At 68.5% G+C, this 23,487-nt stretch carries 21 protein-coding genes; 9 read left to right on the top strand and 12 right to left on the bottom strand.

Annotation, left to right across the window (positions count from 1 at the left end; genetic code table 11):
- Positions 1 to 156 precede the first annotated feature (156 nt).
- The gene (locus KW835_RS12125; RefSeq protein ID WP_218382630.1) at positions 157 to 639 is read right to left on the bottom strand and encodes a cupin domain-containing protein; all 483 of its coding nucleotides are present in this window, start codon (positions 637 to 639) and stop codon (positions 157 to 159) included.
- An 85-nt stretch (positions 640 to 724) separates the two neighbouring features.
- Positions 725 to 1,123: a 4-oxalocrotonate tautomerase family protein gene (locus tag KW835_RS12120; RefSeq protein WP_121942668.1), complete on the bottom strand. Its 399-nt coding sequence runs from the start codon at positions 1,121 to 1,123 to the stop codon at positions 725 to 727.
- A 118-nt stretch (positions 1,124 to 1,241) separates the two neighbouring features.
- Here KW835_RS12120 and KW835_RS12115 point away from each other — a divergent pair, with 118 nt between their 5' ends.
- Positions 1,242 to 2,180, top strand: coding sequence for a LysR family transcriptional regulator (locus KW835_RS12115; RefSeq protein WP_218382629.1), 939 nt, complete (start codon positions 1,242 to 1,244; stop codon positions 2,178 to 2,180).
- A 266-nt stretch (positions 2,181 to 2,446) separates the two neighbouring features.
- Here the strand turns inward: KW835_RS12115 and KW835_RS12110 are convergent, their stop codons facing one another.
- Positions 2,447 to 3,196 carry a class I SAM-dependent methyltransferase gene (locus KW835_RS12110; RefSeq protein WP_255593488.1) on the bottom strand — a complete coding sequence of 250 codons (750 nt, stop codon included), beginning with the start codon at positions 3,194 to 3,196 and terminating at the stop codon, positions 2,447 to 2,449.
- Positions 3,197 to 3,490: 294 nt separating this feature from the next.
- On the opposite strand from KW835_RS12110, the gene KW835_RS12105 reads away from it, so the two are divergent.
- From KW835_RS12105 to KW835_RS12095, 3 genes are all read left to right on the top strand, one after another.
- Complete coding sequence (locus KW835_RS12105; protein ID WP_218382628.1) at positions 3,491 to 3,979, top strand: Rrf2 family transcriptional regulator; 489 nt, start codon at positions 3,491 to 3,493, stop codon at positions 3,977 to 3,979.
- The gene (locus KW835_RS12100; RefSeq protein WP_218382627.1) at positions 3,957 to 4,901 is read left to right on the top strand and encodes an NAD(P)/FAD-dependent oxidoreductase; all 945 of its coding nucleotides are present in this window, start codon (positions 3,957 to 3,959) and stop codon (positions 4,899 to 4,901) included. The genes KW835_RS12105 and KW835_RS12100 overlap by 23 nt, the downstream gene beginning before the upstream one ends.
- A gap of 134 nt (positions 4,902 to 5,035) precedes the next feature.
- Entirely contained in the window at positions 5,036 to 6,076 is a 1,041-nt protein-coding gene (locus KW835_RS12095; RefSeq protein WP_255593487.1) for a dienelactone hydrolase, read from the top strand.
- Positions 6,077 to 6,152: 76 nt separating this feature from the next.
- On the opposite strand, the gene KW835_RS12090 is transcribed toward KW835_RS12095, so the two are convergent.
- On the bottom strand, positions 6,153 to 7,112 hold the full coding sequence (locus KW835_RS12090; RefSeq protein WP_218382626.1) for a DMT family transporter: 960 nt from the start codon (positions 7,110 to 7,112) through the stop codon (positions 6,153 to 6,155).
- A 182-nt stretch (positions 7,113 to 7,294) separates the two neighbouring features.
- Between KW835_RS12090 and KW835_RS12085 the strand changes: the two genes are divergently transcribed.
- Together KW835_RS12085 and KW835_RS12080 are read left to right on the top strand one after the other, a co-directional pair.
- On the top strand, positions 7,295 to 8,161 hold the full coding sequence (locus KW835_RS12085; protein WP_218382625.1) for a LysR family transcriptional regulator: 867 nt from the start codon (positions 7,295 to 7,297) through the stop codon (positions 8,159 to 8,161).
- Between the two features lie 162 nt (positions 8,162 to 8,323).
- Positions 8,324 to 9,466: a zinc-binding dehydrogenase gene (locus KW835_RS12080; protein WP_218382624.1), complete on the top strand. Its 1,143-nt coding sequence runs from the start codon at positions 8,324 to 8,326 to the stop codon at positions 9,464 to 9,466.
- Between the two features lie 311 nt (positions 9,467 to 9,777).
- On the opposite strand, the gene KW835_RS12075 is transcribed toward KW835_RS12080, so the two are convergent.
- The 3 genes from KW835_RS12075 to KW835_RS12065 all read right to left on the bottom strand — a co-directional run bounded on the left by KW835_RS12075 (position 9,778) and on the right by KW835_RS12065 (position 11,793).
- On the bottom strand, positions 9,778 to 10,422 hold the full coding sequence (locus KW835_RS12075) for a DsbA family protein (RefSeq protein ID WP_218382623.1): 645 nt from the start codon (positions 10,420 to 10,422) through the stop codon (positions 9,778 to 9,780).
- Between the two features lie 3 nt (positions 10,423 to 10,425).
- Entirely contained in the window at positions 10,426 to 10,698 is a 273-nt protein-coding gene (locus tag KW835_RS12070) for a hypothetical protein (RefSeq protein WP_218382622.1), read from the bottom strand.
- Between the two features lie 228 nt (positions 10,699 to 10,926).
- Entirely contained in the window at positions 10,927 to 11,793 is an 867-nt protein-coding gene (locus tag KW835_RS12065; protein WP_218382621.1) for an MBL fold metallo-hydrolase, read from the bottom strand.
- 118 nt (positions 11,794 to 11,911) lie between these two features.
- On the opposite strand from KW835_RS12065, the gene KW835_RS12060 reads away from it, so the two are divergent.
- Positions 11,912 to 12,805, top strand: a complete 894-nt coding sequence (locus KW835_RS12060; RefSeq protein WP_218382620.1) for a LysR family transcriptional regulator — start codon at positions 11,912 to 11,914, stop codon at positions 12,803 to 12,805.
- Between the two features lie 196 nt (positions 12,806 to 13,001).
- Here the strand turns inward: KW835_RS12060 and KW835_RS12055 are convergent, their stop codons facing one another.
- From KW835_RS12055 to KW835_RS12045, 3 genes are all read right to left on the bottom strand, one after another.
- Positions 13,002 to 13,997 (bottom strand): tripartite tricarboxylate transporter substrate binding protein, encoded by a 996-nt coding sequence (locus KW835_RS12055; protein ID WP_218382619.1) that lies wholly within the window; start codon positions 13,995 to 13,997, stop codon positions 13,002 to 13,004.
- A gap of 60 nt (positions 13,998 to 14,057) precedes the next feature.
- A complete protein-coding gene (locus tag KW835_RS12050) occupies positions 14,058 to 14,423 on the bottom strand; it encodes a hypothetical protein (RefSeq protein WP_218382787.1) in 366 nt (121 codons plus the stop codon).
- Between the two features lie 128 nt (positions 14,424 to 14,551).
- Positions 14,552 to 15,949: an acyclic terpene utilization AtuA family protein gene (locus tag KW835_RS12045; protein WP_218382618.1), complete on the bottom strand. Its 1,398-nt coding sequence runs from the start codon at positions 15,947 to 15,949 to the stop codon at positions 14,552 to 14,554.
- A 136-nt stretch (positions 15,950 to 16,085) separates the two neighbouring features.
- Here KW835_RS12045 and KW835_RS12040 point away from each other — a divergent pair, with 136 nt between their 5' ends.
- Together KW835_RS12040 and KW835_RS12035 are read left to right on the top strand one after the other, a co-directional pair.
- Positions 16,086 to 16,988, top strand: a complete 903-nt coding sequence (locus KW835_RS12040; protein ID WP_218382617.1) for a LysR family transcriptional regulator — start codon at positions 16,086 to 16,088, stop codon at positions 16,986 to 16,988.
- A gap of 142 nt (positions 16,989 to 17,130) precedes the next feature.
- Positions 17,131 to 19,755 carry an ATP-binding protein gene (locus tag KW835_RS12035; RefSeq protein WP_218382616.1) on the top strand — a complete coding sequence of 875 codons (2,625 nt, stop codon included), beginning with the start codon at positions 17,131 to 17,133 and terminating at the stop codon, positions 19,753 to 19,755.
- Positions 19,756 to 20,010: 255 nt separating this feature from the next.
- Here KW835_RS12035 and KW835_RS12030 read toward each other — a convergent pair whose 3' ends face one another.
- Both KW835_RS12030 and KW835_RS12025 read right to left on the bottom strand, forming a co-directional pair.
- Entirely contained in the window at positions 20,011 to 22,209 is a 2,199-nt protein-coding gene (locus KW835_RS12030) for an ATP-binding protein (RefSeq protein WP_218382615.1), read from the bottom strand.
- Positions 22,206 to 23,432 carry a hypothetical protein gene (locus KW835_RS12025; RefSeq protein ID WP_218382614.1) on the bottom strand — a complete coding sequence of 409 codons (1,227 nt, stop codon included), beginning with the start codon at positions 23,430 to 23,432 and terminating at the stop codon, positions 22,206 to 22,208. Before KW835_RS12025 ends, KW835_RS12030 begins: the two co-directional genes overlap by 4 nt.
- Positions 23,433 to 23,487 lie beyond the last annotated feature (55 nt).

The raw sequence follows: 23,487 nt of genomic DNA, 5'->3' as shown, positions 1-23,487 counted from the left end.
AAGACACAGCCGTGGGCGGGAAGACTTGCTCTACTTCTAATAGCATTCAGTGTCTGAAAAATAAGCTCTAGAGCCTGTTTTCACTCATATTTCAGCAGTGCATGTGCTTGCTTGCGCTGCATAGAGTGCCCCGCCCGCGTGGACGCGCGCACGCGACTAACAAAGATCACGCACCGACACGCCCACCGCTTCGCACCAGCGGCGATAGTCCGCTTGCCGATCAGCCGTGGTAATCCGCCGCAGCACCACATGGTGCGGCCCCAGGTACTCCACGCTGCCCTTGACCACCACATGCACCAGCAGCTCGTCGGTCCCCGTCGCCTCCCACCAATCCACATTCCCAGCGGGCTCGTGGATGTAGTCGCCCGGCCGTACCACGCGGCCATCGTTCAGGCGGCGCTCGCCTGCCAGCGTCAGGGCGTGCACTTCGCCCGTGTGCCGGTGCAGGCCCAGCCGCGTGCCGGGCGACAGGCGCATTAGTTCCACCCAGCCGGCATCGTCGGGCAAGAACTGAATGGGCAGGGACCACTTGCCTTCGCCTTCGGGAATCCAGTCCGCCAGGCCTGCACGCCCCAGCGTCTGGGCCACGATCACATCTGCGAGATGGTTGTTGTGCGTCGTCGTTGTTGTCATCGTCATGTCGGTGCTCCTGGGTAGGTAGCCGTTGATGGATTGGTGGGCTGCTTGATTGATTGATTGATTGATTGATTGATGGCTCGGCTGCTTATTGCTCGGGGTGCTGGTGGCGGTATTCCTGCGTGCGGCCGCCAAAGCCGTAGGCGGTGGCGCGCACGTCCTGCACGTAGACGTAGCTTTCGGGGTGCAGCGTGCCCAGCAGGCCCTCGAAGGCCGCGAACGCCTCGGCGATGTAGCGCGCCTTCTCGGCCTTGGTGTTGGTCTCGTCCACCACCTTGACGTCGAAGTAGAAGCTCGACTGTTTCAGGTCGGCCAGCGACCGGCCGGCGACGTACCAGTCGGCGGGGTCGACAAAGGTGATGACCACGGCGGTCAGGTCGCGCCGCTTGCCGAGCACGCGGGTGGTCAGGTCCAGCAGGGTTTCTGCAATGCGGGCAGACAGCTCGGGCGTGCGTTGGGCAGACACTTTGACGTTGAGGATGGGCATGGAGGACTCCTGTTGAATGCGTTGGTTGATAAGGAGCCTTCACTGTAGAAATTGCGCCCCGCCACGGAAACCGCCCGTGGCGATAATGGCTTTTGCTCCGCACGCAAAGGCGCGCACGATGAAAAAAGAACCCCGCTCCTTCCTCCCCGATCCGGCCGACCTGCGCTGGCTGGTGCGGTCGCTCGACCTGCGCTCGTTTTCTGCGGCTGCGCGCGAGATGGATGTGGCGGTGTCGGTGGTCGCGCGCGGTGTGGACCGGCTGGAGGCCGGCTACGGCGTGCGCTTGCTGCGCCGGTCCACGCACGGCCTGTCGGCCACGCCCGAGGGCGCAGAGCTGGTGCAGGAAGCGCGTGCCTTGCTGGCGCAGCTGGAGGACATTTCTGCATCGCTGTCGGACCAGCACAGCCGCGTGGCGGGCACCTTGCGCCTGGCCTCCAGCCAGGAGATCTGCGAAGCGCTGGTGCTGCCCCACCTGGCGGACCTGCAGGCGCACTACCCCGCGCTGCGGGTGGAACTGCTGGCCGATGACCGCGTGGCCGACCTGGTGACGGAAGGCATCGACGTGGGGCTGCGCACCACCGTGGGCCACAGCGACCTGGTGGTGGCGCGCGAGTTGGGCCGGTTCGAGCGGCGCCTGTACGCGGCCCCTGCGTACTTGGAACAGCACGGCACGCCCGCCGACCCCAGCGAGCTGCCGCAGCACCACACCGTCACGCACACCGCACAGGGGCCTGCCGTGACCTGGGCTTTTCGCAATGCACAAGGCAAGCCGCTGGAGGTGACCGTGCGCTCGCGCCTGGCCGCCAGCAGTTCGGCCCTGGTGCACCACGCACTGGTGAACGGCGCGGGCATCGGCATGCTGTCCAGCCCGCTCGCGGCGGCCGACGTGGCGCAAGGCCGGTTGGTGGAGGTATTGGCGCCTTTTGCGTCCCGCACGGTGCACACGCTGTACGCGGTGTCGTCACCGGGCCGGCGCAATGCGGCCAGGGTGAAGGCGGTGATTGATTTTCTGGCGAAGGCGGCCAAGGACCGATGGGCGCTGGCGCCTGTGCGTTGAGGTTTTTTGGGACAACCGTTCGGGCTGAGCCTGTCGAAGCCTCGCGCGGCGCTTCGACAAGCCTGTCCTGAGCCTGTCGAAGGGCTCAGCGTGAACGGATTTTGGCGGCGCTGATTCTGAACCGCCCGTGCCGTGCGGGCTGAGCACTACACAGGCAGGCCCAAACCTCAACCCACCGTTCGGGCTGAGCCTGTCGAAGCCTTGCGCGGCGCTTCGACAAGCCTGTCCTGAGCCTGTCGAAGGGCTCAGCGTGAACGGTGTCCGGGTCATTGGGCGCCGCCTTGACGAGCGGCCGTTGCCACCCAACCCCGGAACGCAAACCCCATGTAAAACATCCGCACGTCGCCGAACCCGGCCTCGTGCAGGATCGCCTCGTCTTCCTGGGGTGTCAGCACAGCCAGCTCCGCAGCCACCTTGTCCCGCGCCCTGGCTGCATGCTCCGGCGCCACGCCGGACGCCACCTGAAACGCCGCATAGCGCGACAGCCACAGGTCGCGCTCCCCTGCCCCGCCTTCGCCGCCAAAGCCAGCGCCAGCATCTCCGTCTTCCACGCTCAGGTGCACCGCGACAAACGGTGCCCCGGGCTTCAATCGCCGCCGGATTTCCGTGGCCATGGCCACGCGCTCCTCACGCGGCACAAAGTGAAAAGTCAGCAGACACGTCGCGCCATCGAACGGCCCGTCCGGCGCGCTGTGCACATAGCCGTGGTGCAGCGCCACGCGGTCGCCCGACACGCCCGCGCTCTGCAGCCGCTGCGCCGCCAGGTCCAGCATGGGCTGGCTGGGGTCCACGCCGTCAAACCGCCAGCCGGGGTGCGCCAGTGCCATGTCCTCCAGCTCCAGCCCGCCGCCTGCGCCCACCACCAGCACCCGGCCGTCGGCGGGCACGCGCTCGGCCAGCAGGATGCGCACCATGGGCAGCACGCTGTCGTAGCCGGGCACGTTGCGGCGGGGGCCTTCGGCGTAGCGGGCGACGGCGGCGAGGTCGGTGAAGGGGGTGGTGGCGGGATGGGTCATGGGGTGTGTGCGGTCGTGTTTGTTCGGCGTTTTAGGCCAGGCTCTGCCGGGGGGTTGGATGCGGCTGTGAAAGGTTTCGACAGGCTCAACCCGATCGGATGGGGTGTGCTGTGCGCGGTTTCGACAAGCTCAACCCGAACGGTTGGGGGTGAACGGCGGGTGTCAAAAATCGAGCCAAATCAGCCTCTGGCGCTTATTCACAAAGCGCTGATAGCTATCGATTCAGTAGCTATCCGCCTGTGCGCCAGCGCAGGTTGTGGGCACATGCTACCATCACGCAACTTTTAATGTTGCATGAAACGAGACAGCCGACTTTCCACCGTTCTCCACGCCCTGCTGCACATGGCAGAGATGGATGGCCCCGCCACGTCTGAATCCCTGGCGCAGGCCATGCAGACCAACCCCGTCGTCGTGCGCCGCCTGATGGCGGGGCTGCGGTATGCGGGGTTCGTCACGTCGGCCAAGGGGCATGGAGGGGGGTGGGTGCTGTCGTGCCCGCTGTCCGAAGTCACCCTGCGCGACATCCACGAAGCGCTGGGCGCGCCCACGCTGCTGGCGGTGGGCAACCGGGTGGAGAGCCCGGGCTGCATCGTCGAGCAGGCCGTCAACCGCGCGCTGACCGACGCGTACCAGGCCGCCGAAGAGGTGCTGCTGGCACGCCTGGGCGAGGTGACGCTGGCGCAGCTGTCGGCCGAGTTTCATCAACGCATGGTGGCAGGGTGCCACGGTCACAAGGAGATTTCTCATGGCGGCAGCAGCAATGACAACCACCCAAGCGTATGAGGTGATCGTGATAGGCGGCAGCTTTGCCGGCCTGTCGGCCGCAATGCAGCTGGCGCGGGCCCGGCGGCGCGTGTGCGTGGTGGATGCGGGCCAGCCGCGCAACCGGTTTGCCGCCGCATCGCACGGCTTCTTCGGGCAGGACGGCGAGCCGCCGCTGGCGATGATCGAGCAGGCGCGCCGCAAGCTGCTGGCCTACCCCACGGTGGCGCTGCGCCAGGGCACGGCCGTGTCCGCCACGGCGCAGCAAAGCGCGGGGTCGCCGGAGAGCGGCTTTGCCGTGGTGCTGGACGATGGCACGCACCTGGAGGCTCACAAGCTGGTACTGGCCTTTGGCGTGCAGGACGGCCTGCCCGACATTGTGGGCCTGCGCGAGCGCTGGGGCGCCAGCGTGCTGCACTGCCCCTATTGCCACGGCTACGAGTTTGCGGGCCAGCGCCTGGGCGTGCTGTACCACTCGCCGCAGTCGGGGATGCACGCGCAGCTGATTGCCGACTGGGGCCCGACCACCCTCTTCCTGAACGGCGACACCACGCTGGAGCCCGCCGAGCACGAGCGTCTGCTGGCGCTGGGCATTGCGGTGGAGCCTGCGCGCATTGCCGCGCTGGAGGGGCCGGGGCAGGCACTGCACGGCGTGCGCCTGCAGGCCCATGGCGACAGCGGCGCGCGCCTGCTGCCGCTGGACGCCCTGTACGTGGCCGCCACCACCCGCCCCGCCAGCCCGCTGGCCGAGCAGCTGGGCTGCGCTTTCGACGACGGCCCGATGGGGCCGGCCGTGCGCACGGATGCGAACAAGATGACCACGGTGCCCGGCGTGTATGCCGCGGGCGACCTGACGCTGATGCGGCACAACGCCACGCTGGCGTCTGCCGAAGGCGTGCTGGCGGGCGTGGGGGCGCACCAGGCGCTGGTGTTCGGGCAGTGACGGGCTCTTCAGCCTGGCTGCTGCACACTGGGCGGCCATGAGCCGGAGCGCCATCACAACCCCCCCCGCAACGCCGCGCAAGTTGACAGCCTGCACACCGACCTGTTGACTCCCATCCGCAGCAGCACACCACCATGACCGCATCTGTACTTCGTTTCCGCCCCCGCCATCTCTTCAGCGCCTGCACCGGCGCGGGCCCTCGCTGGCTGCTCGCCGCAGCACTCTGCTGCGCCACCACCCTGGTCCAGGCTGCGGGCTTTGCCTTCATCCAGGTGCCTGCGGACAAGGACGGGCCCGCGCTGCGCGGCGCCGTGTGGTCGCCTTGCAGCACGCCACCGGGCCGCATCGACCTGGCGCCGCTGGTGCTGCAAGGCACGCGCGACTGTCCCCTGGCCGGCCAGGGCCTGCCATTGATCGTGGTGTCGCACGGCGCGGGCGGCTCGGCCCTGGGGCACCACGACACAGCCGCCGCGCTGGCCGATGCGGGCTATGTGGTGGCGGCCATCAACCACCCGGGCGACAACTTTCAGGACGCAAGCCGCCAGGGCCACCTGTCGGCCTTTGCCACGCGGCCGGTGGACATGAAGCGGCTGACGGACTACATGCTGGGCGCGTGGCCCCAGCACGCGCAGCTGGATGCTGGCAAGGTCGGTTTCTTCGGCTTTTCGCGCGGCGGCTACACGGGGCTGGTGGCTGCGGGCGCGGTGCCAGACTGGACGCTGCGCCCGGACCTGTGCCCGCCGCTATCCACGCGCCCCCTGTGCGGCGAGGTCCGCCGCAACGAGATCCCCGCCACGCCCGCGCCGGATCCGCGCATCAAGGCGGCGGTCATCGTCGATCCGCTGAGCGTGTTCGACGCCAAGGGCCTCGGGCAAGTCGGCGTACCGGTGCAGCTGTGGGCCTCTGCCCTGGGTGGTGACGGCGTGACGCCCCAGAGCGTGGAGACCGTGCGCCACGGCCTGCACCGGCCGCCCGAATGGCATGTGGCCGCCAACGGGGGGCACTATGCATTTCTGGCGCCCTGCTCGCCTGCACTGGCCGAGGTGGCGGCGGACATTTGCCGCGATGCGGCAGGGTTTGACCGGGCGGCGTTTCACCAGGTGTTCAATGCGCAGGTGGTGGGGTTCTTGCAGCGGCACATTCCGGTGGGCAACACGGCGGGCAAGGCTCCCTGAGCGGTTGTCGGCACGGGCGGCTGGCGTGCCCGCGATGAACGCAGATGGACAGTTCAGCACCCGCTTCACGAAGGATTCACCGCCCCGCGTCAGGTCCGAGGCCGGGCCGCCGGATCGTCCACAACGCAGCCGCCATCAAGCCCACCCCCAGCAGTTGCACGGGGCTGAGCGTGCGGCCATACACCGCCCAGTCCACCAGCACCGCCGTGAGCGGGTACACGAACTGCAGCACCGCGATGCGCCCCAGCGCCAGGCGGGCCATGCCGGCGAACAGCACCACATACGCCAGCCCCGTGTGCAGCACGCCCAGGCCCAGCAGCCAGGCCCATGCGGCGCCCTGCTGCGGCCAGCCCAGCACGAAGGGCGCCCACACCAGCGCCACCGCGCCCACCAGGCACTGCCACAGCGCCATGGCAAAGGGGCTGATGGCCTTCTGGGTATTGGCCAGCAGCGTCACACCCGCGTAGCAAAGCGAGCCGCCCAGGCACATCAGCACGCCGGCCAGGTAGCTGCCATCGCCACGGGCCATGCTGGCCGACGCGGCCGTACCGTCCAGCAGGCCGGTGGACAGCACCAGCCCGCCCAGCGCGGCCAGCGTGGACAGCCACTGCGCGGGCGAGACGGCCTCGCGCAGAAACACAGCGCCGAACACAATGACCCAGATGGGCTGGATGTGAAAGATCACCGTGGCCACGGCGATGGAGGTGCGCGGGATGGCCGCGAAGAACAGCGCCCAGTTCATCACCATGAGCACGCCCGTGGCGCAGGCCACCCAGCGGGCGCGGCCGCTCAAGAGCAGCTCACGCCCCCGGCCCGTGGCCAGGCACCAGGCCAGCAATGCGAGCGCACCGAACGCGCAGCGGAACCACACGGTGACCAGCGGGTGCTGGCCCGCCTCTTCCACGAACACGCCGATGGTGCCCAGCAGCACACCGCCAGCGATGAGCAGCCACTGCCCGTCGCGCTCACGCTGGGCGGCGGGCTGCGATGGCCCGGAGGGGGAGATGGAGACGGTGGCTTCGGCCTTGAGATTCATGGTGCCGATGCTCGTGTTTTGAGGCTGTGGTGTAAAACGGATAATTCGAACGACTGGCATTCGATAATCGAATACCCAACAAATCGGCTCGGTTCAACCCTTGTGGTCCGCCATGTCCGCAACCCGCTCAGGCTGAGCCGGCCAAAGCCCGCCACCCCCACAGCTCCACACAGCCCCATCCCATGAACCACCCGGACTTCCAGATCGACTGGCTGCGCGCCTTTGTGGCGGTGGTCGATGCAGGCTCTCTCTCGGGCGCGGCGCCGCTGCTGCACCGCTCGCAGTCGGCGGTCAGCATGCAGATCAAGAAGCTGGAGGCCGCGCTGGGCCGCCCCGTGCTGCTGCGCGGGCCGCGCCACCTGGAGGTGACGCCGGCCGGGGCCGAGCTGCTGTCATACGCACGCCGCGTGCTCGACCTGCAGGCCGAGGCGCATGCTGCGCTGTTCGGCCCGCAGCTGGCGGGGCGGGTGCGTCTGGGTGTGCCGGACGACTACGCCAGCGCCTACCTTACGCCGGTGCTGCGCAGCTTTGCGCACCGCTACCACGGGGTGGAGATCGAGCTGACCTGCGAGCAGTCCACCTCGCTGATCCCGCGCGTGGGGCGCGGCGAGCTGGACCTGGCCCTGGTCTCGCGCGACAAGCCGCAGCGCGGGCGCTTCTTGTTCCACGAGCCGCTGGTGTGGGTGGGCTCGCCGCAGCTGGAAGTGTGGCGGCGCGACCCCTTGCCGATTGCGGTGTATGAATCGGCCAGCCTGGCCCGCATGGCGACGATGAAGGCCCTGGCCGCGCGGCGGCGGGCGCACCGCATCGTGTACCACAGCTCCAGCCTGGCGGGGCAGCTGGCCGCCGTGGAAAGCGGGCTGGCCGTGGCGGTGCTCACGCGCTGCAGCGTGCCCGCGCATCTGCAGATACTGCAGGACCTGCCGGCGGAGTTCGACCTGCCGCCGCTCGATTCGATGGACGTGGCGGTGCTGCGCAGCAAGGTGTCGCAGCGCTCCCCGGCGGTGGACGCGATGTACGAGCAGATGGTGCGGACGCTGGGCAGTTGAAGGCGTGCTGGCGGCGCGCTGGAACGTTGTGGCGGCCGCAGCAACCCTGCCGCCGCAAGGCACTTGCGCGACCGCGTTGGCGGCGCAGCCGCGTTCTAATGCCCGGCACCAGCCCGCGCCGCTCATCGAACGGCGCGCACCCCCTTCCACTGAAAGCCATCCATGACCACCACCCTCCCGACATCCGCCCTGCAACTGCGCTCGCTCGTCACCGCAGACGGCACCTTGCAGATCAGCCTGGAGCCCACCCCCGTGCCCACGCCGGGCCCTGACGAGGTGCTGATCCGGGTGCAGGCCACGCCCATCAACCCGTCGGACATCGGCCTGCTGCTGGGCCCGGCCGATCTGTCCACCGTGCAGGTGACCGGCAGTGCCGAGCGGCCCGTGGCCACGGCGCGCATTCCCGAGCGGGCCATGCCCAACATGGCGGCCCGCCTGGGCCAGAGCATGCCGGTAGGCAACGAAGGCGCGGGCCTGGTGGTGGCCGCAGGCTCATCGCCCGCCGCGCAAGCGCTGCTGGGGCGCACGGTGGCCGTGATCGGTGGCGCCATGTATGCGCAGTACCGCACCATGCCGGCAGCGCAGTGCCTGCCGCTCCCCGAGGGCACGACGGCGGCCGAAGGCGCGTCGTGCTTCGTCAACCCGCTGACCGCGCTGAGCATGGTGGAGGCCATGAAGCGCGAAGGCCACACCGCGCTGGTGCACACCGCCGCAGCCAGCAACCTGGGGCAGATGCTGGTCAGGATCTGCCAGAAGGACGGCATCGGCCTGGTCAACATCGTGCGCAAGCCCGAGCAGGCAGCGCTGCTCAAGGGCATGGGCGCGCAACATGTGTGCGACAGCAGCGCGCCCACCTTCATGGCCGACCTGACGGAAGCGCTGGCCGCCACGGGCGCCACCATCGCGTTCGACGCCACGGGCGGCGGTACGCTGGCCGGGCAGATCCTGCAGTGCATGGAAGCGGCCATCAACCGCAAGGCGCAGGAGTACAGCCGGTACGGGTCGGCCGTGCACAAGCAGGTGTACCTGTACGGCCACCTGGACACGCGCCCGACCGAGATCCAGCGCACCTTCGGCATGGCCTGGGGCGTGGGCGGCTGGCTGCTGTTTCCGTTCCTCGCCAAGATCGGCGAGCCCGCAGCCCAGGCACTGCGCGCGCGCGTTGCGGCGGAACTGAAGACCACGTTCGCCAGCCACTATGCGCGCACGGTGTCGCTGGCCGGGGCGCTCAGCGCCGATGCGATTGCGTTCTATGGTGCGCGGAACACGGGTGCGAAGGTGTTGATCGATCCTTCGATGGAGTGAGCTGCTGGGCGTTCCGGCAAAGCCTTTCGACGTTCTGCGCGGCGCTTCGACTAGCTCAGCGTGAACGGTATTTGGGGTTCCATCTTCACTCACCCCAACCCGTTCGGGCTGAGCCTGTCGAAGCCTTGCACCGCGCTTTGACAAGGTCAGCGTGACCGGTTGTTTGTGACGCCACCTGCGACCACCCCCACCCGTTCGGGCTGAGCCTGTCGAAGCCTTGCACCGCGCTTCGACAAGCCTGTCCTGAGCTTGTCGAAGGGCTCAGCGTGAACGGGGGCTGGGTGCCTGAAGACGATCGCGCTGCGCTCTCGTCAAGCCGCCGCGCGCACCTGCGCCACCAATTGCTCGCGCGGCCCCAGCAGCGCATCGCCGCCCAGCAGGCGCAGCGCGCCACCCTGCCCTGCCACCACCAGCTGGGGCACGCCGCGCGCACCCACGGCACGCAAGGTGGACTGGGCCTGGGCCACGCGTTCGGCCAGCCGTTGGCGCAGCGCCGCATCGGGCGCCACGGTGAGCACGGCGGCGTCGGCGAGGCCCAGCGTGTTGAGCACATCCGCAAGGACAGCGGGCTCTGCGGTGTCGCGCCCGTCCACGTAGCGTGCGTGCTGCAACGCGTGCAGGGCCTCCAGCTCGCGCTCGGGCGCGGTCCGGGCCACGGCAGTCAGGGCCAGCGTGGCGGGGCCTGAGTCGAAGCGGCCGTTGGCGGCCCCCAGGATGTTGTCGCGATAGGCCTGCGTGAAAGGCTGGCCGGTGAGCTGCTGGATGCGCTGGTCGTTGGACCAGGCATACGCCGCGAAGTCCGCTTCCATGGGCCGTGCGCCCGCGCCCGCGAACAGGCCCGTGGGCGCCAGCGTGACCTGGATGCCGTCAACCCCCTGCAGGTGCTGGAGCGCAGGCGCGGCGGCGTAGCACCAGCCGCACAGGGGGTCGAAAAGATAGGTGACCGAGGTGGACATGGGTCAGGGGCTTTCAGAATCTGAAGGGGATGTTGGTGATGCAAGTGCCGCTTCGAACAGCGCGATCTCTTCGGCCAGCGTGCCCCGGCTGCGAAAGCGGCGGCCCGCGCGGTCGTACCAGTTCTCGGCGTCTTCGAGGTCGCCTTCCTGCAGGTGCAGGATGCCGTGCAGCCAGGCGCCGAGCATGGTGCCGTCGTGCTGCACCAGGTCGTGCGCCGCGTTCCAGCGCCCGGCTTGCAGGTGCTGCAGGACTTGCTGAAGTGAGTGCGTGGACATGGCGGGCTCCTTGGGAAAAGGATGGCAGGCGCTGGCTCTGTGGAACGACGTCTTTTATCTATCCGTCTGTATATCTATCTGCGCTCAAGCACCCACCACCCGTTCACGCTGAGCTTGTCGAAGCGCCACGCGGGGCTTCGACAAGCTCAGCCTGAACGGTTGTGCGAGCCCGAACGGAGGTGACGGATGGAACGCAGGTCATCGCTGACCTTTCCGCAAGTCAGCTGTTTACCACTTCATCTCGCCCTTGTTGACCTTGGCGCCGATGTCCAGCGACAGGCCCATGGGCGCAGCGGGGTAGGCCTTCTTCATCGCGTCGATGAGTTCGGCGCTGGTCTTGGTGGCTGCCGCATTCTTCTCGAACGCCTGCAGGTAGCCCTTGGTGTAGGTGATGTTGGCTGCATCCAGCGCGCCGCCAGCGGGCATGTGGCCAGGCACGACCAGCGCGGGCTGCAGCGCAGCCATCTCGTCGAGCTGGGCCACCCAGGCGCTGCGCTCGGCCACGGTCTGGGTGTCGGCCGTCCACACATGGGTGTTGGTGCCGAACACGCCGATGGTGCCCACCACGGCCTTGATCGACGGGATCCACGCATACGGGCGGTGGGCCAGCAAGCCTGTGGTGCCACGGATCTCGACAGGCTGGCCGTCCACGCTCAGCGTGTTGCCCGTGACGGCCTTGGGCAGCACGGGGGTGCGCGGTGCATTCGCGCCCATCTTGGGACTCCAGAAGGCGATCTTGCCTGCGAGCTTGGCGTTGATCTTCTCCAGCACGGCAGGCGTGGTCACCACATCGGCCCTGGGGAAGATCTCCTTCAGCGTTTCCACGCCGAAGTAGTAGTCGGGGTCGGCCTGGCTCACGTAGATGGTTTTCAGCTCCTTGCCCGTGTCGAGCACGTTGGCGGCAATGCGCAGCGCGTCGGCGCGGGTGAAGCCGGCGTCGATGACCATGGCCTCCTTCTCGCCGTAGACCAGGGTGGAGTTGACGTTGAAGCTGTTGCCGTCGGCGTTGTAGACCTTGACTTGCAGGGGCTGGGCAGCCTGTGCGCCGGTGTAGGCGACGGCGAGGGTGGCGGCGATGAGTGTGGTGCGGAACATGGCGTTTTCTCCAGGGTTTCGAGAGGGTGGGTGTTGATGTCAAAGCAAAGTTTATTTGCGCCAATCGATCTAATAAACCCCGTAAAATGCGCATATTTGTTGCACCAATAGATCAAATATGGACCGTCTGACCGCCATGCGCGTGTTTGTGGAAGTGGCCACCAGCGGCAGCTTCAGCGCCACCGCCGAGCGGCTGGAGATGTCACGCGCCATGGTCACGCGCTATGTGGGCGAGATGGAGCAGTGGCTTGAGGCGCGGCTGTTGCAGCGCACCACCCGCAGCGTGACGCTGACCGACGCGGGCGAGCACTGCCTGCGCCGCTGCCAGCAGATGCTGGCGCTGTCGCAGGACCTGGAGGAAGAGACCGCCAGCACCACCGAGGGCGAACTGCGCGGCCAGTTGCGGCTGACCTGCAGCGTGTCGTTCGCGTTCGCGCAGATGGGCGCGGCGATTGCGGACTTTCTGGCGCTGCACCCGCAGCTCAAGATTGATCTGGACGCGAGCGAAGGCTCGCTGAACCTGGTGGAAAAACGCATCGACCTGGCCATCCGCATCAGCGCCGAGCCCGACCCGCTGCTCATCGGCCGGCCGCTGGCGCGGTGTGATTCCGTGCTGGTGGCATCGCCCGCCTACCTGGCCGCGCACGGTACGCCCCAGGTGCCCGCCGACCTGGCCGCACACCGCTGCCTGAGCTATGCCAACTTCGGCAAGAGCGTCTGGGCGCTGACGCGCGGCGCAGAGACCGAGCGCGTGGGCGTGGCGGGCCACTTCAGCGCCAACGAGGCCACCACGCTGATGCGCGCGGCGCTGGCCGGTGGCGGCATTGCGATGCAGCCCACGTACCTGGTCAACCCCCTGCTGCACAGCGGCGAGCTGCAGGCCGTGCTGCCCACGTGGGACTTGCCGGTGATGACGATCCACGCGCTGTACCCGTCGCGCAGGCACTTGTCGCCTGCGGTGCGGGCACTGCTGGATTTTTTGGTGGAGCGGTTTGAAGGGGTGCCGTGGTAAGGGAGTACGGATAAGGCAAAAGCTATATTTTTGATAGCTTTTGGCGCTTTATGGACGGGCTTTCCGGGCTTTTTTTCTTGAACCCTCAGCAACGCACGGAGACACGCAGGGCCTTCTTGCCCCCTCTCCCCTTGCGGGAGAGGAAGTGAAGGCCGGGGGCGGCGCGTGTTGAGAGCCCCGCTACCTGGCCCGCAGCTTACTCCGCCTCGATGCCCGCAGCCTTGATCACCTTGCCCCACTTCTGGGTTTCGGCGGCCTGGAATTTGGCGAGTTCATCGGGCGTGGTGGTCCATGCCTCGGAGCCCGCGTTGTCGAAGAAGCTTTTGGCGGCAGCGCTCTTGGTGGCGGCGCCTAGCAGTTCATTGAGGCGTGCCACCACCGGCGCTGGCGTGCCTGCTGGCACATAGGCCGCAAACCAGTAGCCCATGTCGTAGCCCTTCACACCCGCTTCGTCCAGCGTGGGCACGTCGGGCAATTGCGCGCTGCGCTTTTGCGTGGAGTAGCCCAGCGCACGCAGCTTGCCCGCCTTGACTTGCGGCACACCGGTAGAGGTGTCGGTGATCATCAAATCGATCTGCCCGCCCAGCAGGTCGGTGATGGCCAGCGGGTTGCTCTTGTAGGGCACGTGCAGGATGTCGACGCCCGCCAGCTGCTTGAGCATTTCTCCGGCCATGCGGCTGGATGAACTGCCGCTGCCGAAACTGAGCTTGCCGGGGCTCTTCTTCGCGAAGGCCAGCAGCTCGCCCACGTTCTTGTACGGCGCGCTGGCGTTGACCACCAGCACCTGCCCGCCCTTGCCCAGGCCCGTCACGGGCACGAAGTCCTTGACCGGGTCGTACGAGAGCTTCTTGTACAAATGCTCGTTGGCCGCATGCGTGGTGTTGGTGGTGATGAGCACGCTGTAGCCGTCAGCCGGTGCCTTGGCCACGGCGGACGCGGCGATCATGCCGCTGGCGCCGGCCTTGTTGTCGATGACCACGGGCTGCTTGGTGTCGGTGGTGATGGACTGCCCGAGCGCGCGGGCCAGTTGGTCGGTGGCGCTGCCGGCCGCAAATGGCACCACGAAGGTGATGGCCTTGGCAGGGTAGGCCTGCGCAAAGGCCGCACCGCCCTGCATCGCGCCCAGCGCCAGCACCGCAGCGGCCATGGCGTGGCGTCGGCCCAGGTTCATCAAAGAAGTGGATCGGTTCATGTTTGTCTCCTTGTGTGTAGGTATGAAAGCGAAATCGAAACAGAAAGGGAAAGTCGGGCGCTACGCGGCGGCACCCGCCAGGTGCGGCAGCAGCGATGCGGGCACCTCGATGGGCAGCTCCAGCAGCAGGTAGCTCAGCGCCTTGCCATGGCTGTCGAGGTTGAGCGCGTCGTTCACGCCGCCGTCGAGCACGTCGTCCAGCACGATGTTCATGGCCTGCAGCTGCGGCAGCAGGTAGCGCGTGACCTGGCGCGGGCGGCGCTGCGCGAACTGGCGCGCCACGGCGGCTTCGGTGACCTGCTCGACCAGCACGTCCCACAGCGCAGGGTGCCAGGCGATGACGCTGATGTTGGAGCGGTTGCCTTTGTCGCCGGTGCGGCTGTGGGCCAGGCGATAAAGCGGAACAGAAAGGAAGCCCCCCCTCAGACGCTGTGCGTCATCCCCCCCCAGGGGGACGCCGCCCGTGCGGCGGGGCGGCCCTTGCACGGCGGCCGCTGGCTGAGTCTGCGCCATGTTGGCAGGCAGCGGATTCAGCGAAGCATTCTTTGCATCGGTCATGGTGATACCTCCAGTGACTGCGGTATGGGCTCCACCATCTCGAAGCGCACCGCCACCGCATCGCGCGGCACCAGGCACGACACGGTGCCCAGGCGCGGCCGCAGCGCCGTGCGCACGCCGCCGCCGCCCGCGGGGCCGCAGGTGTAGAGCGCGGTCACCTCGCGCAGCAGGCGCTGGGCGCTGGCCTGGTCGCGGTGCTGCAGCGCCACGCGCAGGCGCACATCTCGGGGGTCATGGCGGGCATCGTCCGCTGCGGGGCCGTTCAGCCAGCGGCTGGTGTCGTCGCCAAAGACACTGGTCACCCCTATCAGGTCGATGCGCAGCGGGCCCAGGCCCTGCAGGCGCTCGCGCAGCACCTCGCCCGCCAGGCGGGCGCGGGCTTCGGCGCGCGGGCCGGCGTAGGAGATTTCGCCTTCAGCGAACCAGCCGGACTCAAAGCACACGTTGACCTTGAGCGTGGCAGGCCGCGCATGGCCCCGCACGCCGCCAAGCCGCACTGCGTCGGTGCCCACGGCCTGCACGCGGGCCTGTGTGATGTCGGCCACCACGTCGGGCGTGAGGTATGCCGCCGGGTCGTGCAGCTCGTACAGCAGTTGTTCCTTCACCGTGCGCTCGGTAATGCAGCCGCCAGTGCCCGGGGGCTTGGTGATGGTGCAGTGGCCGTCTGCGTCGATCTCGGCGATGGGGTAGCCCAGTTGCGCCAGGCCCGCCACGTCCTTGTAGCCGGGGTCGGCGAAGTAGCCGCCAGTGACCTGCGCGCCGCATTCGAGCAAGTGACCGGCCATGGTGGCGCGCGCCAGGCGGTCCCAGTCGTCCGCCGCCCAGCCGTAGTGGGCAAGCGCCGGGCCCAGCACCAGGGACGGGTCGGCCACGCGGCCGCAGACCACGATGTCGGCGCCTGCACGCAGGGCATCGGCAATGGCCTGCGCGCCGATATAGGCGTTGGCGCTGACGATGGGCTCCGTAGGCATGGCTTCGCCCAGGGCATCCTGAAGCAGCGCGCGGTGCGCGGGGCCGCTCAGGTCGTCGCCCTGCAGCACGGCGATGCGCGGGCGGGCAAGGCCCAGCTCGGCCGCCAGCGCGTGGATGCGGCGCGCGGCGCCGTGCGGGTTGGCCGCGCCGAAGTTGCTGACGATGCGCACGCCGTGCGCCAGGCACAGCCCGAGCACGGGGCGCAGAAGGTCGGCCAGCAGCGGCTCGTAGCCGGCATCGGGGTCGGTGCGGCGGGCCAGCTGCGCCAGGGCCAGGGTGCGTTCGGCCAGGGTCTCGAAGATGAGCACCGAGGGCTGGCCGCTGGCGATGAGCGCCTGCACCACGGGCAAGGCCGCGTCGGTGCGGTCGCCTGAAAAGCCGGCGGCGCAGCCGACCAGCAGGTTGTGAGCGGGGTTCGCCATGGGTTCCTTGTCTCCTCGTGCCACTGTAGAGAGACTGCGGTATTCTGTGAAATCGATATTTGAAATGAATCCATCTGCTTTGCAGATAAATTGCCTGCAGTCGCCCGCACGGCTTGTCCCCCACCCGCCGAGGCCCATGAATTCAGCCCACCTCTCCAGCCGCCAGATCGACGCCTTCATCGCGCTGGCCGAGCAGCGCAGCTTCACACGTGCCGCCACGCTGTGCCACCTGTCGCAGCCCGCGTTCAGCGCCCTCATCCGCGCGCTGGAGGACGGCCTGGGCGTGCGTTTGTTCGACCGCAGCACGCGGCATGTGGACCTCACGCCCGAGGGGCGGAACTTCCTGGAATCGGCCTTGCGCATCCGCGCCGAGATCACCAGCGCGCTCTCGGCCGTGCGCGACGCCGCCACGCTCCAGCGCGGACGCGTGGCCGTGGCGCTGCTGCCATCGCTGGCGGCTGGCTGGCTGCCGGGGGTGCTGGCGCAGTACCGTGCCGCGCACCCGGGCATCGAGATCGACATTGCCGACGTGCTGTCGGAGCCCTGCATAGAGCGCGTGGCCAGCGGCCATGCCGACTTCGCGCTGGCCGCCATCCGCGCCGATACGCCGACCCTGCAGGCCGAGCCGTTCTGCAGCGACGGTTTCCACCTCGTCTGCCCCGAAGGCCACCCGTTGGCACGCCGCCGCAAGCCCGTCACAGCCCTGGACCTGGCGGCCTGGCCCTTCATCCACCTGGCCCGCACCAGCAGCGTGCGCCAGTACCTGGAGGCGGCCCTGCACCCACAGGCCATGCACACGCTCATGGAGGTGGAACAACTTGCGACCGTGATGGGCATGGTGCGGGCGGGCCTTGGCATCAGCGTGGTGCCGGCGCTTGCGCTGTTTCACTTCGAGCAGCCGGGCCTGGTCACGCGGGCGCTTGCGCTGCCCGGCCTCACACGGCAGATCTACCTGGTACGGCGGCGGGACGAGAGCCTGTCCGTGGCCGCGCAGGCACTTCACGCGCTGTTCACCGCCCGCGCCCCCTGCGCCCGGTAGGCGCCCAGAGCGCGCAAGACCGGTACATCCGATGAAGGCACGGGCATCGCACCTACATGGAGGCAGCCAATTGTCTCTATGATCGCAGCACGACGTTGCCGCACCATCGCCCCGGGCACGACCATCCCACAGGAACTGGCACATGGCCAACGGCACAACCACACCACAGACCTCTCTCATCCTGTCGGCCGGCGGAGAAATGGCCGGCCTGATCGCCCGATTCGACTGGGCCGCCACCGAGCTGGGCCCCATCGACCAATGGCCGGCATATCTCACCGGAGCGCTGGTCAACATGCTGCGCTGCCCGATGCCCATCGCAACGCTGTGGGGCGAATCCGGCGTGCTGATCTACAACGACCCATATGCAGGCTTCTCCGGGGCGCGCCACCCCGGTCTTCTGGGCATGAAGATTCGCGAGGCATGGCCCGAAGCCGCCGACCTGAACGACCGCGTGCTCAAGGTGTGCCTGGCCGGCGGCACGCTGCACTACGACGATCAGGAACTGAGCCTGAACCGTGACGGGGCCTACCGCCCGCTGTGGGTGGACCTGAACTATTCGCCCCTGGTGGACGACCACGGCACCCCCGTGGGCGCACAGGCGCTGGTGGTGGAAACAACCGACAAGGTGCTGGCCGACCGCCGCCTGCTGATGGAGCGCGAGCGCTTCGCTCAGTTGTTCGAGCAGTCCCCCAGCTTCATGGTGCTGCTGCAGGGGCCGCAGCACCGCATCGAGCTGGCCAACCCCAAGTATCTGGAGCTGGTGGGCGACCGCAGCATCCTGGGCCGCGCCATCGCCGATGCGCTGCCCGAGGCGGCCGAGCAAGGCTACGTGGCCATGCTGGACGGTGTGTACGCCAGCGGCAAGGCCGCAACCGCGTTCGGCGCGCGCTTTGACATCCGCCAGCATGCCGACGAGCCCATCAGCGAGCGCTACCTCGACTTCGTCTACCAGCCCCTGCGCGACACCGCGGGCACGGTCACCGGCATCTTTGTGGAGGGCCTGGACGTGACCGAGCGCGTGGCCGCAGAGACCAAGCGCGACGCGCTCATCGAGTTCACCAACGAGCTGCGCGTGCTCACCAACGTGCACGACATCAGCCTGGCCGCCGCACGCATCCTGGGCGAAACCCTCAAGGCCTGCCGTTCCGGATACGGCACCATCGACCACGACGCCGAGACCCTGTGCGTGGAATGCGACTGGACCTCCCCCGGCGTGGCCTCGCTGCAGGGCACGCTTCACTTGCGGGACTTCGGCAGCTTCGTCGACGACCACAAGCGCGATGAGTTTGTGGCCATTGCGGACGTGCGCGCCGACCCACGCACGGCTGGCAAGGCAGAGCGCCTGGAGCCTCTGCACGCCCGCTCTTTCATGAACGCCCCTGTGGTGGAACAGGGCCGTCTGGTGGCCATGCTCTTCGTGGCGAGCTACGAGGTGCGTCACTGGGCACAGGAAGAGATCGAGTTCATGCGCGAGATCGCCGGCCGCACGCGCACCGCCACAGAGCGCGTTCGCACAGAGGCCGCCCTGCGCGACAACGAGGCCGAACTGCGCGAGATGAACGAGTCGCTGGAGCGCAAGGTCACCGAGCGCACGCAGGAGCTGATGGAGGTCGAAGCCAAATTCCGCCAGTCGCAGAAGATGGAGGCCATCGGCCAGCTCACCGGCGGCATCGCGCACGACTTCAACAACCTGCTGGCGGGAATGAGCGCCAGCCTGCAGGTGCTGGAGAAGCGCCTGAACGCGGGCAATTTCGACAACACCGAGCGGTACGTCGGCATGGCCCAGGGTGCGGTGCGCCGTGCGGCCGCGCTCACCCAACGCCTGCTGGCCTTCTCGCGCCGCCAGACGCTGGACCCACGCCCCACCGACGTGAACCGGCTGGTGGGCGGCATCGAGGAGATGGTGCGCCGCACCGTGGGCCCTTCCGTCGAGGTGGAGGTGGTCGGCGCCGGGGGGCTGTGGCTCACGCAGGTGGACCCGTCGCAGCTGGAGAACGCGGTGCTCAACCTGTGCATCAACGCGCGCGATGCCATGGCCCCCAACGGCGGGCGCCTGACCATCGAGACCGCCAACAAATGGCTGGACGACCGCGCTTCCGCCGAGCGCGAACTGCCGCCGGGCCAGTACATATCGCTGTGCGTGACCGACACGGGCGTGGGCATGGAACCCGAGGTGGCGGCCCGCGCTTTCGACCCCTTCTTCACCACCAAGCCCATGGGCCAGGGCACGGGCCTGGGCCTGTCCATGGTGTACGGCTTCGTTCGGCAGTCGGGCGGCCAGGTGCGCATCTACTCTGTTCCCGGCGAAGGAACCACCATGTGCCTGTACCTGCCTCGCTACATGGGCGAGGCGGACCAGGCCGTGGACAACACGCCGCCGAGCTTCGACCACCGTGCCGATGGCGAGGTCGTGCTGCTCATCGAGGACGAGGCCACCATCCGCGGCCTGATCGCTGAAGAGCTGGAAGACCTGGGCTACAACGTGATCTCGGTGGGCGACGGCCCTGCAGGCCTGCACGTGCTGCAGTCCGACCGCCGCATCGACCTGCTGCTCACCGATGTGGGCCTGCCCGGCGGCCTCAACGGCCGCCAGGTGGCCGATGCCGGACGCGTGACCCGGCCCGACCTGAAAGTTCTGTTCATCACGGGCTACGCCGAGAACGCCGCCGTGGGCAACGGCCTGCTGGCATTCGGGATGGAGGTGATCACCAAGCCCTTCGACGTGGCAGCGCTGGCCACGAAGGTGCAGGAGATGATCGAGCGGTGAGGATTGCGGGCTGCAGGATCACGGCGTAGCACTGGCACTGGCACTATGAAAAACATAGCTGTCAACGCTTGAAGGGTATGCGGCAGCGCCGTTTTTGCTGATGGCCGGCTTACCCCGTGCTTCAGATGCCTTCCCACCGTTCAGGCTGAGCTTGTCAAAGCCTTGCACGGATGGGGCAAGCCCCGGCTTCGACGGGCTCAGCCCGGACGGACAGGGAGTATCCGGGGCATGCAGCCGATCCGGCATTCTTTGACGTCAACCCTGCGTTGCGCTGCGCGCCATCACCGCCAATTCCTGATGCAGCAGCAACTCCACCTCCGCAGGCTCGAACTGGTCCTGCAGCAGAGGGATCGCGAAGCGGTACTCGGCGTCCTGCTTGCGCAGCACGTAGGCCAGTTGCAGGCGCGCCAGGGACTGGCGAAGGGCCTGCGCATCGCCCGTGATGCCGTGGCTTTGCAGCAGCTGGGCCAGGCTTGCCAGGCTGCTGCTCCCGGCCTGCGCCGTGTGGTAGACGGCCACGCGGTCCAGCCGGCAGGCCGCATCGTCCTGGCTCAGGCGGCCCCAGCCGGCCAGCGCATCCTGCACGGCCTGCGAGCCCAGGGCCTGCGTGAGGTGTCGCGCCTCGATGGTTCGCTCGCCTGGCTGCAGGGCCTCCAGGCATTCCTGGCACAGGATGGCCACCAGGTTGGCGCGCTGCCCGCTGGCGTCCACGAGCTTGTCCACCAGCGTCTCGCTGGAAAAGCCCAGGCGCAGGCGGCGCAGGGGCTCGATGGCCAGTTCGCGGCAGGCGGCGCGCTCCAGTCCGCCGATGGCCAGCACCTCGCCGAAATTGCGCAAGGGGCTCTGGTAGTCCAGCACGGCGGCGGCGTACAGGTCCCAGAAGCCCGCCAGCATGAACCAGCAGCGCCCTTCCTCGCTGAGCGCGCGCAGGATGGACAGCTGCGGGTAGCCGCTGTGCGACTCGTCGCGGAAGAACAGGTCGGCCTCGTCGATCAGCAGCACGAGGCGCTTGCCCTGGTACTGCGCCTGCAGGTGGTCCACGATGGCTTCAAGCGGGGTGTCGGCCGGCAGGCCGAATTGCAGCGCCATGCGCGGGGCCAGGCGGTGGTCGCGCAGCGACACATAGTGGCACACGGTGTGCGGGTGGCCTTGCAGCCGGCGCTGCACGGCCTTGAGCAGGCTGCTCTTGCCCAGCTGGCGGCCGCCCACCACCAGGTAGTTGGCGCTCTCGCGGCTGATCACGCGGGCCAGCAGCTGGGACCGGCCGAAGAACGAACCTTCGCGCGTGATGCCGCCGCGGGTCTGGTATGGCGAGATGCGGGTGATGCGCAGTTGCGCGGCCAAGAGACGCAGCAGCACATGCAGGGCTTCGCCGCCCACCAGCCATTCGGTCTGGCTGGCGCTGTCCACCATCACATGCAGGTTGGCGCGGTCGTCCGCGTGGGCCCGCAGCAGCGGCATGGGAGCGTCCACGCTGTGCGCGCTCAGTATCAACAGCACATCGCTGCCGGTCTGCGCGGCGCGCAGTTGGCGCAGCACCGTGGCCTCGTCCACGCCGGGCGCGGGCACGAAGACCAGGCAGCGGTCCAGCGACACGGGCAGGTCGGGCGGAAATTGCCATTCGAACACCGAACCCTCAAGCGCCCAGCCCGTGCTGGTCTGGCTGCGGGCGGACACGCGCTCGGCCAGCGCACTCACCAGCTCAACAGCCGCGTCGCGCACGCCAGGGTGCGCGCATTGCACTGCGCGGCGCCAGTCCACCAGGCGGATGTCGGCCGCCAGCAAAGCGGCTTCACGCCGCCCCGTCCACGCCAGCAGGCGGTCCAGCCGGGGCAGCCGCGCGAGCGGCGTGCGCCGCAGGCGCGCGGGCTTGAGTTGCGCGGGACCGAGCAGCGGGTGCCTCACCACCCACGCCACGGCGCCAGCCACGAAAATCGCCGCGCACCAGTACATGAGCCTGCGCAGGCCCGCGAAGGGGTCGTACTCCGGCACGGGGGGCGGCTTGAAATCGTCGGCCTGCCCTCCCCCGCAGTTGATGGGCAGGTAGCCTGCGGGCATCGGGGGGCGCCCGGGCCGGCAGTTCCAGGTGGTGGTGCCCGGCTGCAGCTGCACCACGACCTGGGTGCCGGCGAGTTTGCCCAGCTCGGGGTTCTCGGCAATGTCGGCCTGCAGCACGTAAGGCCGGGGCGAGGTGACGCGCAACTGCGGATTGGCGATGGGCGGAGCGTACTTGCGGATGTCCTCGGGCCACCCGTCCAGCTCATTGTGGGCCTGCACCATCGCCACGCGCCACCGCACCAGCTCGTCCCAGACGATGCCCGCATTCTCGGCGCCCAGCACCGCGCTGCGCGTGACCGGGTTGAGCTGGGGCGTGAGCAATGCGCTGCCCACGAACAAGGTGATGGCCCCGATCACGAGGGCACGAACCAGAGTCCTGGAAGGCCGCATGCTCATGACAGGGACGTGGAGGATTCGAGCACCATCAGGCCCGCGTCCCGGATGGCTGGGCTGCGCCAATGCAGCCGCGCCGCGTCCCCCACGCCGCGCACCTGCAGCAGGTTGCCCCAGAACAGGCGCCGCAGCTCATCGTCCTGCAGATAGGGGCGCGCGCGGCCCAGCTCGTCGGCCTGCAACAGCTGCGCCAGGCGCTGGCGCGTGGCAGGGGACTGGACCAGCGGCAACAGGGTCTGCCACAGACGAGGGCTGCCAGCCAGGTGGCTGCGCAATGCGGCGCAGCAAGCCTGCCCCTCGTCCACGCCTTGCTCCACCAGCCATTGCAGGCCTTCCTCGAACAGCGCGGGGTGGCCGCCGCTGAGCGCCTGCAGGGCTGCGATGACGGGCTGCGGCCAGGCCTGCCCGGGCCAGCGCTGGCGGGCCAGCTGCGCGAGGTCTTCGAGCGTCGGATCGGGCCAGTGGTTGACCTGCGCGATGTTGAGCAGCGACAGGTCGCCGCTGCGGTACTTGAGGTCGGCCAGCGCCTCGCCGCCACACAGCAGCAAGTGCAGGCGGCCGCTGTGCATCTCGCTCAGGCTGCGCAGGATGCCGGCCAGCGTCTCGCGCAGCTGCGGCGTGCCCTGCTCGAAGCGGCTGACCAGGCAGAACAGCCGCTCGCCCGCGACCAGGCGGCGCTCCAGTGCGGACTCGAACTCATAGTCGGAGGCCACGTCGCCCAGCCCGCACTGGCGGCCGATGGCGGCAAAGTATTCGGCCGGCACGGTGCTCACGCTGTAGGGCGGCTGGATGTGCAGCACCGCACCTTCGCCGTACTGTGCCCGGGCGCGCTGCAGCAGCTCCACCCGAAACGGCGGCTGGCCCCAGTGCGCGGGCGACAACAGCAGCGAGATGGGGTACGGCACGGCCTGCGCCAACTGCGCGAACAGCCGGTCCAGGAAGGCAGCGAAGGGCTGGGCCGCGCCCGCCGATTCGGCCTGCAGCGGAAACTCGGGCGCCAGGCCCGCCGCGCTGAGCAAGCGGTTGGCTTCGGTCTCGGTCAGGCGCAGGTAGCGCGTACAGGCCACCAGCTTGTCACGCGAGCGCGGGTTGGGCGCCGAGAGGCCGTTGCGCCAGTTGTTCACGGCCTCGCGGCTCAGGCCGATCTCGGTGGCCACGCCGGAGGCGCTGGCGCGAATACGCCGCATGTACAGCGATAGCAGGTCGGAAAAGGAATCTTGGGCCATGGGCTGGGGTGTCGGCGCGCAAGCGCCGGGCATCGGAGATGTGAAAAAAAAGAAG

It is taken from the genome of Acidovorax sp. sic0104 (assembly GCF_019219095.1).
GTDB lineage: Bacteria > Pseudomonadota > Gammaproteobacteria > Burkholderiales > Burkholderiaceae_C > Acidovorax.
Note: the sequence above shows the minus strand (reverse complement) of the source record. Positions and strands in the feature narration are given on the sequence as shown.

Coding starts and splice junctions, on each gene's coding strand:
- KW835_RS12125 (WP_218382630.1), bottom strand. CDS start 639: ATGACGATGACAACAACGACGACGCACAACAACCATCTCGCAGATGTG.
- KW835_RS12120 (WP_121942668.1), bottom strand. CDS start 1,123: ATGCCCATCCTCAACGTCAAAGTGTCTGCCCAACGCACGCCCGAGCTG.
- KW835_RS12115 (WP_218382629.1), top strand. CDS start 1,242: ATGAAAAAAGAACCCCGCTCCTTCCTCCCCGATCCGGCCGACCTGCGC.
- KW835_RS12110 (WP_255593488.1), bottom strand. CDS start 3,196: ATGACCCATCCCGCCACCACCCCCTTCACCGACCTCGCCGCCGTCGCC.
- KW835_RS12105 (WP_218382628.1), top strand. CDS start 3,491: ATGAAACGAGACAGCCGACTTTCCACCGTTCTCCACGCCCTGCTGCAC.
- KW835_RS12100 (WP_218382627.1), top strand. CDS start 3,957: ATGACAACCACCCAAGCGTATGAGGTGATCGTGATAGGCGGCAGCTTT.
- KW835_RS12095 (WP_255593487.1), top strand. CDS start 5,036: ATGACCGCATCTGTACTTCGTTTCCGCCCCCGCCATCTCTTCAGCGCC.
- KW835_RS12090 (WP_218382626.1), bottom strand. CDS start 7,112: ATGAATCTCAAGGCCGAAGCCACCGTCTCCATCTCCCCCTCCGGGCCA.
- KW835_RS12085 (WP_218382625.1), top strand. CDS start 7,295: ATGAACCACCCGGACTTCCAGATCGACTGGCTGCGCGCCTTTGTGGCG.
- KW835_RS12080 (WP_218382624.1), top strand. CDS start 8,324: ATGACCACCACCCTCCCGACATCCGCCCTGCAACTGCGCTCGCTCGTC.
- KW835_RS12075 (WP_218382623.1), bottom strand. CDS start 10,422: ATGTCCACCTCGGTCACCTATCTTTTCGACCCCCTGTGCGGCTGGTGC.
- KW835_RS12070 (WP_218382622.1), bottom strand. CDS start 10,698: ATGTCCACGCACTCACTTCAGCAAGTCCTGCAGCACCTGCAAGCCGGG.
- KW835_RS12065 (WP_218382621.1), bottom strand. CDS start 11,793: ATGTTCCGCACCACACTCATCGCCGCCACCCTCGCCGTCGCCTACACC.
- KW835_RS12060 (WP_218382620.1), top strand. CDS start 11,912: ATGGACCGTCTGACCGCCATGCGCGTGTTTGTGGAAGTGGCCACCAGC.
- KW835_RS12055 (WP_218382619.1), bottom strand. CDS start 13,997: ATGAACCGATCCACTTCTTTGATGAACCTGGGCCGACGCCACGCCATG.
- KW835_RS12045 (WP_218382618.1), bottom strand. CDS start 15,949: ATGGCGAACCCCGCTCACAACCTGCTGGTCGGCTGCGCCGCCGGCTTT.
- KW835_RS12040 (WP_218382617.1), top strand. CDS start 16,086: ATGAATTCAGCCCACCTCTCCAGCCGCCAGATCGACGCCTTCATCGCG.
- KW835_RS12035 (WP_218382616.1), top strand. CDS start 17,131: ATGGCCAACGGCACAACCACACCACAGACCTCTCTCATCCTGTCGGCC.
- KW835_RS12030 (WP_218382615.1), bottom strand. CDS start 22,209: ATGAGCATGCGGCCTTCCAGGACTCTGGTTCGTGCCCTCGTGATCGGG.
- KW835_RS12025 (WP_218382614.1), bottom strand. CDS start 23,432: ATGGCCCAAGATTCCTTTTCCGACCTGCTATCGCTGTACATGCGGCGT.